Genomic DNA, 16,121 nt, shown 5'->3' on the forward strand with positions numbered 1-16,121 from the left:
TAACATGCCAATAAATGTCGAAAAATCGACAAGCTGCCGTATTCGACCACCTTGTGGGCCACGGTGATGCCATCGTGACGCTCACGCGCAACTACGCCGTAAACCACGTCATTTCGCTGCACTTTCACGATCGGGATCAGTTGGTCTACGCCACACGTGGCGTCATGACCGTGCAAACTGAAGAAGGCACCTGGGTCGTACCCACGCATCGCGGCGTCTGGATACCTAAGAGCATTGTGCACACGATCACCATGTCAGGACCGGTCGCCATGCGCACGCTTTATCTCAAGCCGCGCATGGCGAAGGACTTGCCTCGATCATGTTGCGTGATAAACATTTCACCGCTGCTGAAAGAGCTGATTGTCGAAGCATGTGCGGCGGGCACACTCACGAACCGTGTGCTCAGGCAGCGACATCTGGTCGACGTGATCGTCGATCAGTTGCGGGTTGTGCAAGCGGTGCCGTTGCAGCTTCCCAGTGTTTCGGACCCACGCGCCAAACGTGTGGTTGAAGCCTTGTCGGCGGATCCCGGCAATCGTCGATCGCTGGCGCACATCTGCGAAACCAGTGGCGCCAGCCGCCGGACCATCGAACGGATATTCCAGGAGGAAACTGCGATGACAGTAGGCAAATGGCGCCAGCAGCTGCGCTTGATGCATGCGATGCGCTTGCTTGGCGAAGGGATGAAAGTCACCTACGCCGCACAAGAAGCCGGCTATAACGCCCCGAGCGCGTTTATCGCAGCGTTTCGCAAAATGCTGGGCACCACGCCCACGCTTTATTTTGAAAGAACCGCAGATGAGCACGCCTCTTCGATCCGCCGTTCCCGCGCCCAGCGATCACGATAGCTTGTGAGGAGCTATAGCCTTCGGGACCTTCGGCCATGAGCAGTCGCGCAAGAAGTCCACTTCGGTGTGTCCCTGCGAGACGGCCATATCGATTGACCTGCTTCAATCGATTACCAAGGCTTAGCCCTTCGGCAATGGGCGCAGGTTGGTTGCCCTCCCCTGCGCTCGGTTAGCCGGAAATCCGATCCCAGATCGCGTCTGAATCAACATCGGCGAGGATGTCGTAGCCCGTTTTCCCGTCGAAGTGCTCCTACGACGCCCCCCGTTTTCAGTAGTGCAGGATTTGGAGCTCGGGTTTCGTCATAGTGGTTGGCGAGGCTGGTTGCCCGGTACGGGCGACTGCCCCGCCCTTGAGGGATTCCTTGGCCGTTGCTCGTCGTTTTCTCCCCGCCATGGTGAGGCTCAGACGATCCAAGATACCCGCGATAACCCTTCCCAATCGCAAAACATACCTAACTGCAGACTATTCGGTACATTGCCAGGCAGTGGCCCTGCCGCATGTTCAATCACACGCCCAAGCTTGCCTGAGGCGACACGGCCCCCATCTCGAGAGCTTCGCGCCCCGTCACGCGCTTCATGACACCTCCCCTGTGCCGCCTCACGCAGCCCCTGCCGCTCCACCGAAAGAACTCGCCCGCAGTTTTCTGGGCGTGTTCCGGTACAGCGGGCGTGCGCTGGAACTGGTCTGGAGCACCAGCCGCGCGCTGACCATCGCACTGGCCCTGCTCACTCTCATTGCCGGCCTGCTACCGGCTGGCATTGCCTACGTTGGCGCACACATCGTCGACGCCGTGCTCGGTGCCAGCAAGTTGTGGGCAGCACACGGGACAGCCCCGCTGCGATCGGTATTCGAATGGGTGGTGCTGGAGGGCGTGCTGGTGGCGGCGATGGCCGGTGCGCAGCGCGGCCTGTCGTTGTGCCAGTCGCTGCTGCGTGCGCAACTGGGCCAACGCGTCAATGTGTTGATCCTGGAAAAGGCGCTGACGCTCGAACTGGCGCACTTCGAGGATTCGGAGTTCTACGACAAGCTCACCCGCGCGCGACGCGAGGCGTCGAGTCGGCCGCTGTCGCTGATCACCCGAACATTCGGCTTGGGCCAGAACGCGATCTCGCTGCTCAGCTACGGCAGCCTGCTGTTCCGGTTTTCGCCATGGGCGGTAGCGGTGCTGCTGCTGGCCGGCTTGCCGTCATTCTTCGCCGAGACGAAATTCTCCGGCGACGCGTTCCGGCTGTTCCGCTGGCGCTCTCCGGAAACACGCATGCAGCTGTATCTGGAAACCGTGCTGGCGCGCGAGGACCACGCCAAGGAAGTGAAGCTGTTTGGCCTTGGCCCCTTGTTCCTGCAGCGCTATCGCGACATCTTCCACATGTTGTATCGCGCCGATCGCGATCTGGCCGTGCGTCGCGACAGTTGGGGCTTCGGCCTGGGCCTGCTCGGCACGTTTGCGCTATACGGCGCCTACGCATGGATCGCCGCCAGCACCGTGATGGCGCGCATCACCCTGGGCCAGATGACGATGTACCTGTCGCTGTTCCGTCAGGGCCAGTCGGCGGTGTCGGCGATGCTGTCGGCGATCGGCGGCATGTACGAAGACAACCTCTACCTGTCCACGCTGTACGAGTATCTGGAAACGCCCGTGCCCGCAGCCACCGGCACCGTGCGGCATGGCGCCACACCCGAGGACGGCATCCGCTTCGAGCGGGTCAGTTTCACCTACCCTGGCGCCGGCGAACCGGCACTGCGCGACATCGACCTGCATATCCGTCCCGGCGAATCGTTGGCCCTGGTAGGCCAGAACGGTTCGGGCAAGACCACCCTGATCAAGCTGCTCACTCGCCTGTACTCGCCTGACAGTGGCCGCATCCTGCTCGACGGCACCGATCTGCGCGAGTGGGATGAATCCGTCCTGCTGCAGCGCATCGGGGTGATCTTCCAGGACTTCGCCCGCTATCAGATGCGCGTGGGTGAGAACGTCGGCGCTGGCGATGTCACCCATTTCAATGACGAAGCGCGCTGGCGCGAAGCCAGCGACAAGGGCATGGCCAGCGACTTCATCGACAGCCTGCCGGCAGGCTTCGAGACGCCACTGGGCAAATGGTTCAACGACGGGCGCGAGCTGTCCGGCGGGCAATGGCAGAAGATCGCCCTGGCCCGCGCCTTCATGCGCTCACGCGCCGACATCCTGGTGCTGGATGAACCCACCGCCGCGATGGACGCGCAAGCCGAAGCCACCATATTCGAACACTTCCGCGAGCTCTCCGGCGGCCGTATCGCCATCCTCATATCGCACCGCTTCTCCACGGTGCGCATGGCCGACCAGATCATCGTGATCCAGGACGGCCGCATCATCGAGCGTGGCAATCATGCGCAGTTGATGGCCGAGGAAGGCCACTACGCACATCTGTTCTCGTTGCAGGCACAGGGATATCGGTAAGCTGTCACTTGGCAAGTCGTGGCAAGCCGTAACGACCGGCGACTTGGCAGGCAAACCTCGAAAAACCTCCCACGCTGTCATTCCCGCGTAGACAGGTGGTGAAGCTCCCGCTCTGAGTAGCGGACGGATTTAGCAGACTTCTTGAGAAGACGACGTCGGCTCTGTCAATGAGCAAACCTTCGCGTTGCTTCAGGGGTCGTTCCCGTCCAGTCCTGGAAGGCGCGGAAGAACGAGTTGGGATCCTCGAAGCCGAGCAGGAATCCGATCTCTCCGGCGGAGAGTTCGGTCTGCATCAGGTAGTGCCGGGCAAGCGCCTCGCGGGTGCCGTTGATCAGGGAACGGTAGTTCTCGCCTTCCTCCTCCAGTCGGCGCTGCAATGTCCGCTTGCTCATCGAAAGGCGAGCAGCGACCGCTTCGATCCCCGATTGCCCGCCCGGTAGCAACTCAAGCAGTGCCGAGCGAACGCGCTCGGCGGTGCTGGCATTGCCGTCGAGTTCGCCCAAGCGCTTGCGCAGATCGGGTTCGAACACCTGCCACATCGCATCGTTGGCGGTGAGGAACGGCCGCTTTGCATCGGCGGCCGTGAATCCGATGCTTGCGGCAGCGCCTTGTCGAGGCGCCACGCCAAAGAACTTTGCGTAAGCCTTGGCCTGCGCGACGGCCGGAAGCTGCGGCATGATCACACGCAGTGCCGCGACGGGTTCGCGCGTGGCCAGACGCGCAAGCCGCAACAGGAATGCAAGCTCGCTGGCCACCACTACGAACGGCACCTGCGATTGCGCCTCCAGCCAATGCGGCGTCAGGGTCAGCGTGCCATCGCGGCCCACGTCCACCGTCAGGCTCATCGGCGCGATCAGCTTCTTGTATGTCGAAAGCCGCTGCCCCGCCTGCAGCAGGTTCGCGCTGCAAAGCGCCGCGAAAATCGGCGGACTGAAAGACTCGGCCTGGATCGCCTCCACCAGGCGCAGCGGCAGCAACGGGTCACCTGCTTCGGCCTGCAGGCTCTCCCAGAAGCGGAAATACTCCGCCGTGGTCAGACCGCTGTTGGGGCGTGCCAACAGTTCCTCCGTAAGGCCGGCGCGGCGCAACAGGGTATCGCTGCGGATACCCAGATCCTTCAGTAACGGACGCCAGCCTGGATCGACCGGAAAGGTGCTGTTGCGTGCCATGTCAGCGGAACTGGCTCATGATCAGGCGATCATAGACGCGGTCGCCAAAGTATTTGCGCACGAACATCAGGGGCCGCGCCAGGTTGCCGGCCACGTAGCGTGTCTTCGGGCGACGCGCCTGCACGGCACGGCTAATGGCCTCTGCCACGACGCTCGGTTGCGACATCGGCGCCTTGGATCCGGCGATGGCGTGCGCCAGCTTGCCATAGGGGCCACCCCCAGAGCGATCCAGCATCGGCCGGGTCATCACATCACCGAACTCCGTGGCAATGATGCCCGGCTCGATCACCACCACGTCGATGCCAAATGGCTCCAGCTCGATCCGCAGCGCATCGCTCCAGCCTTCTACCGCGTGCTTGGTCGCGTGATACCAGGCACCCAGCGGGGTGTAGATCTTGCCGCCCATCGACGAGACGTTGACGATGGTCCCGCGCCCTCGCTCTCGCATTGCCGGGATCAGCAACTGGGTCAGGCGTGCCAGACCGAACAGATTGACCTCGAACTGCGCCCGCGCATCGTCCAGCGCGGTCTCCTCGACCGAACCGTAGATGGCGTAGCCGGCATTGTTGACCAGTACGTCCAACGCGCCGTGCTTCTTCTGGATACGCTCGACCACGGCTGCAACGTCGGTCTCCTGGGTAATGTCCATGCGAAGCGGGATTGCACCCTGTGCCTCCAAATCCTGCATGGCCTCCACGCGCCGCGCCGCGACGTAAACCGTATGACCCTGCTGCAACAGGCTACGTGCGGTGGCGTTGCCGATGCCGGACGATGCACCGGTGACGAGGATGATGCTCATGGCTGGAACCTTGGGCTGCGCCCGTTGGGAATGTGATGCCACTTTGAGCTGCATCACGCGCCACGAAACTAGCGGACAGCGCCAATCCGCTCGCTAAAGGTGCCAGAGCGATCCTAGTCTGGATCACAGCCATTCAGTGTTCAGCCGCCCGGGTTGGGTGGTCGAGAGCGGACGTTCACCCTGCCCCCGATAACACGGGCTAATCGCTTTACCCTGATCGAGCAGCCGGCCCCGCTGCTGGATCAGGTTGCGCCGTTCATCCGTGCTCAAGGAGGCTTAGTGGGCACTCGCAAAGACGAGGCACGCGTCCGGTTTGCCGGAAGCCTCCACCCATACGTGGGTGGTGCTGCGAACGAACTGCTTCGGGACGCCGATGTCTTCGTTTCGCAAGAACGGCGCATACACCATCACGTGAGGTGGATACAGCACCGTCGCCCTCCCCGTTTTCGGGTCCAGCCGCACGAAGTCGCGGGAGAGCATATAGGCGATACCGGGCTTTGCGGGTGGCCGCAAACGTCCGGCGTGATATTCGGCGTCGATCATGCGATCGACATCCGGGCCGGCCGTGCCGCTCGCCATGATTCGCGCGCGTTCGAGGCTTGCCTGGAGCGTGGTGCGCGAACCCTCGGCGTCATAGCAGACCGGCGCGGTCACGTGAGTATCGCGTTCGACGAGGCAGTTGAACCCGTTGTGGCTGGCTCGGACCAGGACGAATCCGGAATGCTCCAGTACATAGACACCGGCGTCCGCCTGCAACTCCTGCGGTGCTGCGCTGAGTGCCATGGTGATTTCCTGGTTCCGGTCGAGCTGCGGAATATCCATGGGTAACGTCTCCGCCATCGCGTTGGTTGCGGACAGCAACAGCGACAGGGTGGTGGCGAAGCCAAGCATGCGATGAATCATCAGATAGCTCTCTTGCAGTGTTGATATTTGAAAGCGCGCAGACAGGTGCGGCCACGATCCGGTCATGTCGCTTTCCATGCGAAGCCAGGCCGCCACTTGAGGTTCACGCCCAGCGTGCCCAGCACGATCAGCAGGACACCCGTCACCTGGACCACTGCAAGACGATGCCCGTACAGCAGATAGTCCAGCAGCAGCGCCACCAACGGATAGATAAACGACACAACGGCGATGGTCGCCACCGGCAGGCGTGGGTAAGTGGAATAGAACAGCACATATACGATGCCGCTATGGATCACCCCAAGGCCCAGCAACCACATCCAGTGAAGCCCCATGTGGAACACGCTGCGGCTGCTGAATCCGGCGAGCATGGCAACGCCGACCCAGCACTGGATCATGACCAGTGCGAACGGACGTTCCTTGCCGACTTGGCGCGACATCAACAGCGATGCACCACATAACAGCGCTGCGAGGAACGCCAATCCGACACCGACGAGATAGGACGATTCGGCATCGCGGAACAGATGGAGAGGGTCACTGGCGCAGACCACTCCGACGAAGGCAAGTGCGGTCCACGCCAGATCGGCGGGCGGCGTACGTTCGCCCTGCATCAACGCGGCGAGGACCAGCATCACGAACGGGTAGCACTGATAGATCAATGTGGCGACACCGATCGACGAGCGCGCCATGCCGCCGAAGAATGCCACCCAGTTGAGTACCAGCAGCACCCCGCTCAGCACCGCGCCACGGAGCAGCGCACGCTCGCGCCACAGTCCCCGCAGATAGCCCTTGGCCAGCCCCCAGCCGAGCAAAAACAAGCCGCCAAACAGACAGCGGTAGAACACTGCGGTAACCGCGTCCTGGTGGCTTTCATGCACGAACACGCCCACCGAGCCGATCAGGCACTCGGCGAACACCAGTTGCAGGACGACACCGCGCGTTTCGTTGGACCGGGATGAGGGAACCATGGTCGGCTGGATCTTCCGGAGCGATGAAAGGCAGCGTAGGACCTTCGATGCGACAGATACAGATTCAGATAGAATCGAAATAGACAAGTACAGATGGGGTGTCCCCTTGCTTCTCTATGAACGCGTTGCGACGGCTCTGCGCACGCAAATCGCTCACGGCACGCTGCGGGCAGGCGAGCGCTTGCCGTCGATTCGGCACCTGGCGCAGGGACACGGTGTCGGTGTCGCCACGGCGGTCCAGGCGTACCTGCAACTGGAGCGCGAAGGCCTCGTTGTTGCACGGCCGCGCTCGGGGTATTTCGTCCGTGCATCGACGACACTGCCGCCGGCACCGCGGCCCGCAAGGAACCGCGCACCGGGCGAAATCAAGAACCCCGCGTTGCTCGATGCCACGGAAGCAGGTGCGCATGGCGCCCTGCTACCGCTGCACAGTGCGACACCAGCCTTCGATCTGCTGCCGCAAGCCGCGCTGAAAGCATCGGTGTCGCGCTGCCTGCGCCGTGCGCCCGCGGCGGTGTTCGATTACGCGCCGGCGCAAGGCCACTTGGCGTTGCGACGCCTGATCGCCCAGCGTTATGCCCAGGTAGGTGCGCCGGTATCGCCCGAGGAAATCGTGATCACCGCCGGTGCGATGGAGGCCATCAACCTGGCGTTGCGCGTGACCACTTCTCCGGGCGACGTGGTGCTGGTGGAAACACCGACTTACCACGGCATCCTTCAGACCGTCGCCGCATTGCATCTGAAGGTGCTGGAAATTCCGAACCTGCCGGGTCGTGGCATCGATGTAGCTCGTCTGGACCACCTGCTGCAGCAGAACGCGGTGCGCGCGGCCGTTCTGGTGCCGAACTTCAACAACCCACTGGGCAGCCTGACGAGCGACGCCGACAAGCAAGCCTTGGTGAGCCGTTGCGCCCGGCACGGCGTCATCATCATCGAGGACGATATCTATGGCGAGCTGGCCTGGTCCGGGCAACGCCCCTCGCCGCTTCGCCGGTGGGACACCCACGGCATCGTGATCAGCTGCGGCTCGTTTTCCAAGATGCTGGCGCCTGGTCTGCGCCTCGGCTGGCTGGCGGGCAACCCGTGGACAGACGCTTTGGTGCGTGCCAAGTTCTTCTCCACCATGGGAGGCACCAGCCTTACCCAGCTGGCCATGTCGGACTACCTGCAGCGCCACGATCTGGAGCGGCATCTTCGCCGCCTTCGCCGAACGCTGGCAGACAACGGGCAGCGCCTGCTGGAAGCGATCGCGCGTTTCTGGCCTGCCGATACGCGTGTATGCGAGCCACAAGGAGGCATGTCGTTGTGGGTGCAGTTGCCCGAGCGCAGCGACAGCCGTGCGCTGTTCGAGGCAGCCTTGTCGAAGGGGATCCGTATCTCGCCTGGCGTGCTGTTTTCCAGCCGTGGCGACTACGTCGATTACGTGAGGCTCAGTTGCGGCCTGGTGTGGGATCAGCGACTGGACCGGGCCATGAAGGAACTCGGCATGTTGGTGGCCAGACTCGGCGGGTCGAAGGTCAAGGCTCCGTAGCCTGCCGCGTCGAGGATCGGAAATTGTTTAGTTGGCACCGACGCCCAATTGGACAATGCCCTTTTGCTTCCACAACCGTATCTGGGCAAGTTGGGTCATGGCGACATCCTTCGATCCAGGAGGGGAGTTTCATCGGGAGAAGCTGGCTCGATACCGGAACCAGAATGAAACGATCGCGATGGATCGCATTGATGCGCTCTCCTAACCTACTGCCTTCATTGCAGATCCAAGGAAGCGTTGGACGATCTCCGGCAGCATCGGATCGACGGGGATCGTGTAGTGGGTGGTGTTCGGCACGATGGCGAGCTGGTTTGCGGGTCGCAGGGAGCCATCGATCCCGGCATCGCGCTGGCCGCCTCCCAGCGCCTTCCAGAACTCCACCATGTGTTCGGGCCGGATGGCGTCTGCGTCGGCATAGACCAGCAGTGTGCGTGCCTGAAGCTTGGCGACCTCGGCGCTCCAGTCGAAGGGACGTTTGGTCATGTCGCCGACCTTCCTGAAGAGGTTGGTCCAATCGACATCGGGATAGGCTTTCCCTAACGGGGATGCCTTGACGCCAGGGCCGAGCGTGGCGGCGTTCGCCTCCAGCTGTTTGAAGGCCTCCACCCCTTCCGGATAAAAGCCGTCCTGCTTCATCGCCGTGGACACGAGCACGAGCCGGTCGACCACGTCCGGATGGCGGATAGCGGTCTGCAGTGCGACGCTGGAGCCCAGCGAGTAGCCCATGACGTCGGCCTTGCCGAGGTTCAGATGGCCGATCAGGGCGGCAATGTCGTCACCCATCGTTTCACTGCGCAGTGGCCTGGCGGTGTCTGGCGTGCGCCCGTGTGCCTGGAGATGGGGGGCGATCACCTGCCGACCCTTGGCCAGTACGGCCAGATTGCTCCCGAAGCTGTCCGGGTCGATGCCGCCGTGGAGAAGAATGAGCGGCTTGCCGGCGCCATGCACGCTGTAGAAGAGATGCTGGCCATCGACGTCGGCAAAATGCTCGTTCGACATGGTGGGAGTCTTCCTGGCTTGAATGGGAAAGACCGCAGTCAGTACTGCGGTCGCCATGGCAGTCTTCAGGAAATCGCGTCTGAGCATATCGTCCTCACATGGCGCCGAACGGGTCAGCGCCGTGGTGATCGTGCGTTTTTATCGCCATCCCTTCCATACACCGGCGACTGCGGCGTGGTCACGATCTGCCAGCGAGCAACTCATCCAACTGCGCGAACTGTTCGGGCAGGCCTTCCGCCGAGCCGGCGAGGGCTTCGTCGAGGGCCGCTTCCGTGGGGTAGATTTCGTGAAAGGTGAGCAGCGTCTTGCCGGCGTTTTCTTCGAACGTTACCGTGGTCACGGCACCCTGGTCGCTGTCTTCGTTCGTCCATACGAGACGCTTGTGCGGCGTTACTTCTTTGTACGTGCCGAAGAACGCCATCGGTTGATCGAAGTCCGGATGGCTGAACACGAGGCGATACGTACCCCCGGTGCGAATATCCATGTCGCACGAGACCAGCGACATGCCCACCGACTTCGGAACCCACCACTGCTTGAACAATTCGGGTTTGCTCCACGCTTCGAAGACGATGCGCGCGGGGGCATCGAACGTTCGCGTCACGACCAGTTCGCGGTTGGACTTGCGCTCCACAGTGGTGCGGTTCATGGCGGCGGAACTACCTTCTTTTGCTTCTGGCATTTGCCTTCTCCTCGCGTTTCAAGTGGTCGACAAGCTCGTCCAGCGCGTCGAAGCGCGCGCTCCAGAGTTCGCGGTGCCGCTCGATCCAGGCGGTCTCTTCTTCCAGCCGGCGCAGTCCGAGCTTGCAGGTTCGTACGCGCCCGACCTTCTCCGTGGTCACGAGTCCCGCCTGCTCCAGGATGCTGACATGCTTCTTCATGCCCGTGAGGGTCATGCGAAACCGTTGGGCGAGGTCGGTGACTGAGGCATCTGCACGCCCGAGCTGCTCCAGCACGCCGCGCCGGGTGACATCGGAGAGCGCGGCGAACGTTGCGTCGAGGCGGGCTTGATAGTGAACCATTTGGTTCACTGTAAGGTGCGCTTGGGTGATTTGCAAGCGGATGACCTTACGGGCGCAAATCGCATGTAGCTCCCCTGTCGCTCCGAACCCAAGCTGCGTATGCCGAGCTTGGGTAACGTTCCGAGCGTCGGCTTTATGGCAGCCAGATCAAGACATCGGGGTCCCTCAGGGTTGAAAGCAGATGGCGGCCCCGCCCCGATTACCGTTACTAACCAGGGAAGCACTGCTTCACATTGGCTCAAATCAACAAAGACGTTTCAGAGGGCATTGAGGGGCCTCCAATCGATGTCCCGCGTGTTGCCTAGAATTGCTTGGTGAAGCCAACACTCAACGCGTTGTCGCTCAGGTGATTGGAGAACTGCCCCTGGTAATCCAGGTACAGACCCCACGATGCAGCCGCCTTCGCGGTGATGCGTGCGCCCACCGTGGCCATGCCGCGGCCCAGGTTGTCGGCGGGCATTGCGAACACGGTGCCGTCTTGCGAGGTTTCCTGCACCACCGGCGTATTGTCGCTGCGTGAGTTGTAGCGATAGCCGACGTCGAGCTGCGGCACGTAGCTGACACCTTGTGCGACGAATGCATGCGTGAAGGAGACCTGCGCATACGGCTGCATGGTGTTGTACGTGGTGCGTGCGCCGTTGACCGCGAAGACGTAAGCGAGCGGGTTGTTGCTCGGCACGGTTTCACCAAAGGCATTCATGGTCTGGTGCTGATAAAGCGCACCCACGACCGGCGTGACTTGCCACTGCGCGGCCGTCAGCGGCCATGCGGCCTGCAGCGCAGCCGATGTGATGCTGCCATCCGGATCGGCAATCGCGTGACCGATACCTGTTGCGCGATTCACCCCATAGCTGCTGTGCGCTGCGTCGAGCACGCCCGAAAGCACGACGGGGCCCGCATCGCCGAACACGTACAAGCCGCCATGCACATGGTCGATGCTGCCGTTGCCACCGTCGTGATCGTTGCCATTGATGCGGTCGTAGCCCGCTTCCACACCAATATGCACCACGTCAGCCACGGCGTGATCCCAACCACCCTGCAGGCCGAACGTTGTGCTGTTCAGACCGTTGCTGCCCGAGAGCGAATCGGTGCCGCCGCTGTATTGCATCCACAAGCCACTGTTGCACGAGGAGGTGACGGCGTTGGTGTGCGCCCCGTTTGCCGTACCGCATGAGGTGTCGGCCGGACGCAACGTTGCCCCCATCACGGTGACCAACGATTGTTGTCCGACCAGATCGACGCTACGTATCAGGTTCGCGTATACGTCGCCGTCGTGCGGCTGGACAACGGTCGGCGGCGCTATCGGTGTTCCCGGTGCCGCCAGCGTCAGCGCGACCGCCGTTGCGCCGTACGACACCTTTGCGTCAAGACCCGTGGGCACCGAGCCCGTCGCGTTTGTCGTCGCGAAGGTTCCGCTCACTGCGTCGGCCCGCAACAACGTATACGTCGCACCGGTGTAGGTACCTGGCGCGTAAACCAGGCTCAGCGTGCCGGCAAGCATGGCGTTGCCGTTCACTACCAACTCGGAGGCTTGCGTCGGCGTGATATCGATCTGCATCGATGCATCGCCGTTCTGCGTGTAGTTGCCGTTGATGGTCAACACGCCCACCGAACCACCCGGCCATACCGTGCCGTCGCTCGTGACATTGCCATCGATTGCGCCGTGACCGCGCAGGGTACCGCCTGCGTCTACCGTTACGCTGCCTGCAATGGATGCACCGCTGTGCGCGCTGTCGCCTACTTCCAACGTACCTGCTTGTACGGCCGTGCCGCCGGTGTAAGTGTTTGCACCATCAAGAATCAGCGTGCCGCTGCCGATTTTCGCGAGGTTGCCCGAGCCGCTGATCGCACCGTTGTAGATGCCGCTGGTCGACTGGTCGAGCGTGAGGTTGGCGCTGCCGCCACCTACCGGCGAGAACGTCACGTTGCCGACGATGCTGGCGGTGTTACCAACCAGCGTGCCGTCGGTGATCGTCCACGACTGGTTCGCGTTGCCGGTGCCGCTCAACGTCCACGTGCTGCTGCCGCTCTTGCCAAGATTCGCGAAGCCCTGAATCGCTGCGCCGCTGCCTACCACACCCATTGCACCCAGATTGAAGGTTGCGTTGGCGCTGCCGCCAAGCACGAAGACGTCGCCGCCATTCGTGGTGCCGCTCGTGCTCACCACATTGCCGGTGAACACATAGCCCGCTTCCACGATCAGCGTATTTCCGCCGCCGCTCAGATCCACCGCATCCGCCTGAGCGCCGCTTGCGCCCGAGCCACCGGCGATATGGCCGCTGTTGATGACGGTCGAGCCGCCGGTCGAGACGACGCCTACGCCGCCATACGCACCTGCGCCTCCGCCATTGCCACCGTGCACCGAACCGGCATTGGTCAACGTGAAGCCGGTGCCGGACACGCCCACGCCACCGTTGCCGCCATTGCCGGCGATGGCGCCCGTACCGCCAATACCGCCATTGCCGCCAAGGATCGAGGCGTCGGCATCGTTGGTAATCGTGTCGCCCGTTCCGGCGCTAATGCCGGCGCCCCCCACTCCGCCCGCGCCGCCAACCCCTTGCGCTCCGGCCAAGCCATTGGATGCGCTGAAGGAATAGCCACCACCACCGCCCGCACCGCCGTTGCCGCCGGCACCGCCGTTGCCGCCGGTGACGGTAGTGCCGAGACCCGTGTTGGTGAACGAGCTTGCGCCGATGAGGACGACGCCCGTACCGCCGGCGCCGCCCGCGCCGCCGGCACCGCCGGCCCCGCCGTTGCCGCCGGCGTGCCGATACGAATAACCACCCGCGCCACCGGTGCCGCCCAACCCGCCTTGACCACCCAAGCCGCCCTGCAGGGCCCCGCCATTGGTTAGAGTCACTCCCGCGCCCACGATCGCCGCACCGCCGTTGCCACCCGCACCGCCCGCACCGCCCGTGCCACCGGCGCCGCCAGCTCCAGCCACCGCTGTCCCTCCGTTGGCCGACTCAGACCCCATCCCGCCGATGCCGCCGGCGCCGCCGTAACCACCCAAGCCGCCGGTGATGGTGCCCTGGTTGGCAAGCGAAATCGTGCTGCCGATGACGGCTGCGCCGCCATTCCCGCCGCCGCCGCCGGCGCCGCCGTAGCTGCCGCTGACACCCACGGTCCCGGTGCTCGCCATACCACCAAAATTCCCGGCGCCACCCGTGCCACCTGAGCCGCCGCCGCCGCCTTGGAGTATTCCTCCGGCACTGTTGGTCACCGTGGCGGCGTAACCGCTGACCGCCGAACCGCCGCCGCCACCGGCACCGCCTGCGCCACCCGGCCCGGTGGAACCCAGCGTGGACGTGTCGTCGCTGGACGACGATCCGCCGAATCCACCGTTGCCGCCCATGCCACCATTACCGCCGGTACCGCCCTGGATGAACGCGGAGTTGGTAGCGGTGAAGTCACCACCCTGCACGCCCGAGGCGCCATAGCCGCCCATGCCACCCGCGCCACCGGCACTGCCGGCGCCGCCGTGATTGCCGCCGTAGCCGCCATTGCCGCCCACGCCGCCAGCGCCACCGACTCCGCCGTAGCCGCCGTAGATCCTCGCGTTGTCGCTGTTGGTCAACGTGAATTGGCTGCCGGATACCGCGGCGCCGCCGGCGCCGCCCTGACCGCCGAGCGCACCGGCGTAGGTGCCGCCGCCATTTCCGGTCGAGTCGGTACCGCCGTCGCCAGCACTCCCGCCGGCACCGCCCAGGCTGCCGGCACCGCCGGACAAACGGCCCCGGTTGGTGAGCGTAAAGCCGGTGCCCGACACCGCATATCCACCCGCACCGCCGGCACCGCCCTCGCCGCCGGCGCCCCCGTGATAATTCGTATAGCCACCCGAGCCGCCACTGGCCCCATTGCCGCCGGCGCCGCCGATGCCACCTACGCCACCGAGGATCGAGCTGCTGTTGTTGGTCAGCGTGAAGCTATAGCCGCTGACCGCCGCCGCACCGGACACGCCAAACTGGCCGGACGTGCCGCTGAAACCACTGTAGGTGCCATTGCTGCCGTGCGAGCCGTTGGCGCCCGAGGTACCGGCCACGAAGACGCCACCGCTGCCCGCGCCGACCGTCAAAACGGTACCGGAGGACATTTGGAAGCCGCCCGTGAAGGCACTGCCGAAGCCGTCTAGATCCAGTTCGCCGCCTTGAACCGACCACGCCCCGACGGTGGTGACGTTCCCGACACTATCGAGCGTCCAGGTTCCCGAGCCGGTCTTTTCGTAATGGTTGAAACCCTGGTACTGCGCACCGCTACCGTAATCGCCGATCGAACCAGAGAGCGTCGCGTTGGCGCTGCCATCCAAATCGAGCGTGTCGCCGCCATTGGTGGTACCGCTGCTGCTGACCACATTGCCGGTAATGCTCGAACCCGATTCCAGCACCAGCGTGTTGCCGCCGCCGCTCAGATCGATCGCGTCGGCCTGCGCGCCGGAAAAACCAACACCGCCGGCGATGCTGCCATTGTTGATGATGGTGGAACCGCCCGTCGCCACAACGCCGACACCACCCGCACCGCCCAGATAGCTGGTACCGGCTGCGCCACCATTGCCACCGACGATGCTCCCGTTATTGGTCAGTGTTGAACCGACCAACGCTACGCCAACACCACCCCCGCCAGCGATTCCGCCTGTGCTGTTGCCGCCGGCGCCGCCAGTGATCGTTGCACCGGCGCCATTGGTGACCGTACTGCCCGTGCCGGCATACACGCCCGCGCCACCACCACCACCGCCACCGCCATAGCCCGGCGAGCCAGAGAGGCCGCCATTGCCCCCCCTGCCGCCCACGATGCTGCCCGGATTGGTGAAGGATGTACCGCTGACGGACTGGCCCACGCCACCGCCGCCACCACCGCCACCGCCGCCGTAAGTTGGACCAGTAAGGTCGCCACCGCCACCGCCGCCCCCACCATTGCCCAGCGTGCCCAATCCGCCGCCAACACCTGCCCCCCCGGGTCCTGCGCTACCGGCTCCACCGGTGTTGTTGGCACCCTGGCCCGCTGAACCCACGCTACCGCCCGAACCACCTGCGCCGCCACCGTTGGCGTAGGCACCGGATGTGACAGCCCCGGCACCGCCTGCACCCGATTGACCGCTGGCAGTACCAGCACCACCGTCCCCGCCATTCGCACCGCAAACCGCGGTCGTGCTGGGCACGCAAGTCTGCGCCATCGCCGGCGTCGTGATCGCCGCCAAGGCTGCACTCATCGCGATCGCCAACAGGCGCGACTTCAACTCCCGTTTCGAAGACACGCTCGCACCGTTGACCACGCCGCCTTGCGGCGCGTTTGCCAACTCCGACGCAACTTGCATGACGCAGAGTGTGCGGTTGAAAACAAGGTGGTAAATGCGATTCACGATGTGTCCCCTGTTGATTTTTATTCGTTTGATTTATGCATCTTGGTTAGCCGATTGCCTTGTGCATCCCAGTGCAGCGGGCAAGCGGCCATCGATC

Annotated in this window: 11 protein-coding genes; 3 read left to right on the top strand and 8 right to left on the bottom strand. The window is 63.7% G+C overall.

Annotated elements, in window-relative coordinates; genetic code table 11:
• The first annotated feature begins 14 nt into the window (after positions 1-14).
• Together ISP25_RS22475 and ISP25_RS22480 are read left to right on the top strand one after the other, a co-directional pair.
• The gene (locus ISP25_RS22475) at positions 15-848 is read left to right on the top strand and encodes an AraC family transcriptional regulator (protein ID WP_404611862.1); all 834 of its coding nucleotides are present in this window, start codon (positions 15-17) and stop codon (positions 846-848) included.
• A 590-nt stretch (positions 849-1,438) separates the two neighbouring features.
• On the top strand, positions 1,439-3,283 hold the full coding sequence (locus ISP25_RS22480; RefSeq protein WP_450088482.1) for an ABC transporter ATP-binding protein: 1,845 nt from the start codon (positions 1,439-1,441) through the stop codon (positions 3,281-3,283).
• Positions 3,284-3,447: 164 nt separating this feature from the next.
• On the opposite strand, the gene ISP25_RS22485 is transcribed toward ISP25_RS22480, so the two are convergent.
• The 4 genes from ISP25_RS22485 to ISP25_RS22500 form a co-directional block, all read right to left on the bottom strand.
• On the bottom strand, positions 3,448-4,452 hold the full coding sequence (locus tag ISP25_RS22485; protein WP_404611866.1) for an AraC family transcriptional regulator: 1,005 nt from the start codon (positions 4,450-4,452) through the stop codon (positions 3,448-3,450).
• A gap of 1 nt (position 4,453) precedes the next feature.
• Positions 4,454-5,251, bottom strand: coding sequence for an oxidoreductase (locus ISP25_RS22490; protein WP_404611868.1), 798 nt, complete (start codon positions 5,249-5,251; stop codon positions 4,454-4,456).
• Between the two features lie 276 nt (positions 5,252-5,527).
• The gene (locus tag ISP25_RS22495; RefSeq protein WP_404611869.1) at positions 5,528-6,220 is read right to left on the bottom strand and encodes a hypothetical protein; all 693 of its coding nucleotides are present in this window, start codon (positions 6,218-6,220) and stop codon (positions 5,528-5,530) included.
• The gene (locus tag ISP25_RS22500; RefSeq protein WP_404611871.1) at positions 6,217-7,119 is read right to left on the bottom strand and encodes a DMT family transporter; all 903 of its coding nucleotides are present in this window, start codon (positions 7,117-7,119) and stop codon (positions 6,217-6,219) included. The genes ISP25_RS22495 and ISP25_RS22500 overlap by 4 nt, the downstream gene beginning before the upstream one ends.
• Before the next feature lie 106 nt (positions 7,120-7,225).
• On the opposite strand from ISP25_RS22500, the gene ISP25_RS22505 reads away from it, so the two are divergent.
• Positions 7,226-8,650 carry an aminotransferase-like domain-containing protein gene (locus ISP25_RS22505; RefSeq protein ID WP_404612080.1) on the top strand — a complete coding sequence of 475 codons (1,425 nt, stop codon included), beginning with the start codon at positions 7,226-7,228 and terminating at the stop codon, positions 8,648-8,650.
• Positions 8,651-8,851: 201 nt separating this feature from the next.
• On the opposite strand, the gene ISP25_RS22510 is transcribed toward ISP25_RS22505, so the two are convergent.
• The 4 genes from ISP25_RS22510 to ISP25_RS22525 form a co-directional block, all read right to left on the bottom strand.
• A complete protein-coding gene (locus tag ISP25_RS22510; protein ID WP_404611873.1) occupies positions 8,852-9,706 on the bottom strand; it encodes an alpha/beta fold hydrolase in 855 nt (284 codons plus the stop codon).
• Between the two features lie 121 nt (positions 9,707-9,827).
• Positions 9,828-10,295, bottom strand: coding sequence for an SRPBCC family protein (locus tag ISP25_RS22515; RefSeq protein ID WP_225578338.1), 468 nt, complete (start codon positions 10,293-10,295; stop codon positions 9,828-9,830).
• Positions 10,296-10,305: 10 nt separating this feature from the next.
• Entirely contained in the window at positions 10,306-10,704 is a 399-nt protein-coding gene (locus ISP25_RS22520) for an ArsR/SmtB family transcription factor (protein ID WP_225578337.1), read from the bottom strand.
• 265 nt (positions 10,705-10,969) lie between these two features.
• Positions 10,970-16,024 carry an ESPR-type extended signal peptide-containing protein gene (locus tag ISP25_RS22525; RefSeq protein WP_404611875.1) on the bottom strand — a complete coding sequence of 1,685 codons (5,055 nt, stop codon included), beginning with the start codon at positions 16,022-16,024 and terminating at the stop codon, positions 10,970-10,972.
• Positions 16,025-16,121 lie beyond the last annotated feature (97 nt).

The organism is Rhodanobacter hydrolyticus (genome assembly GCF_044904645.1).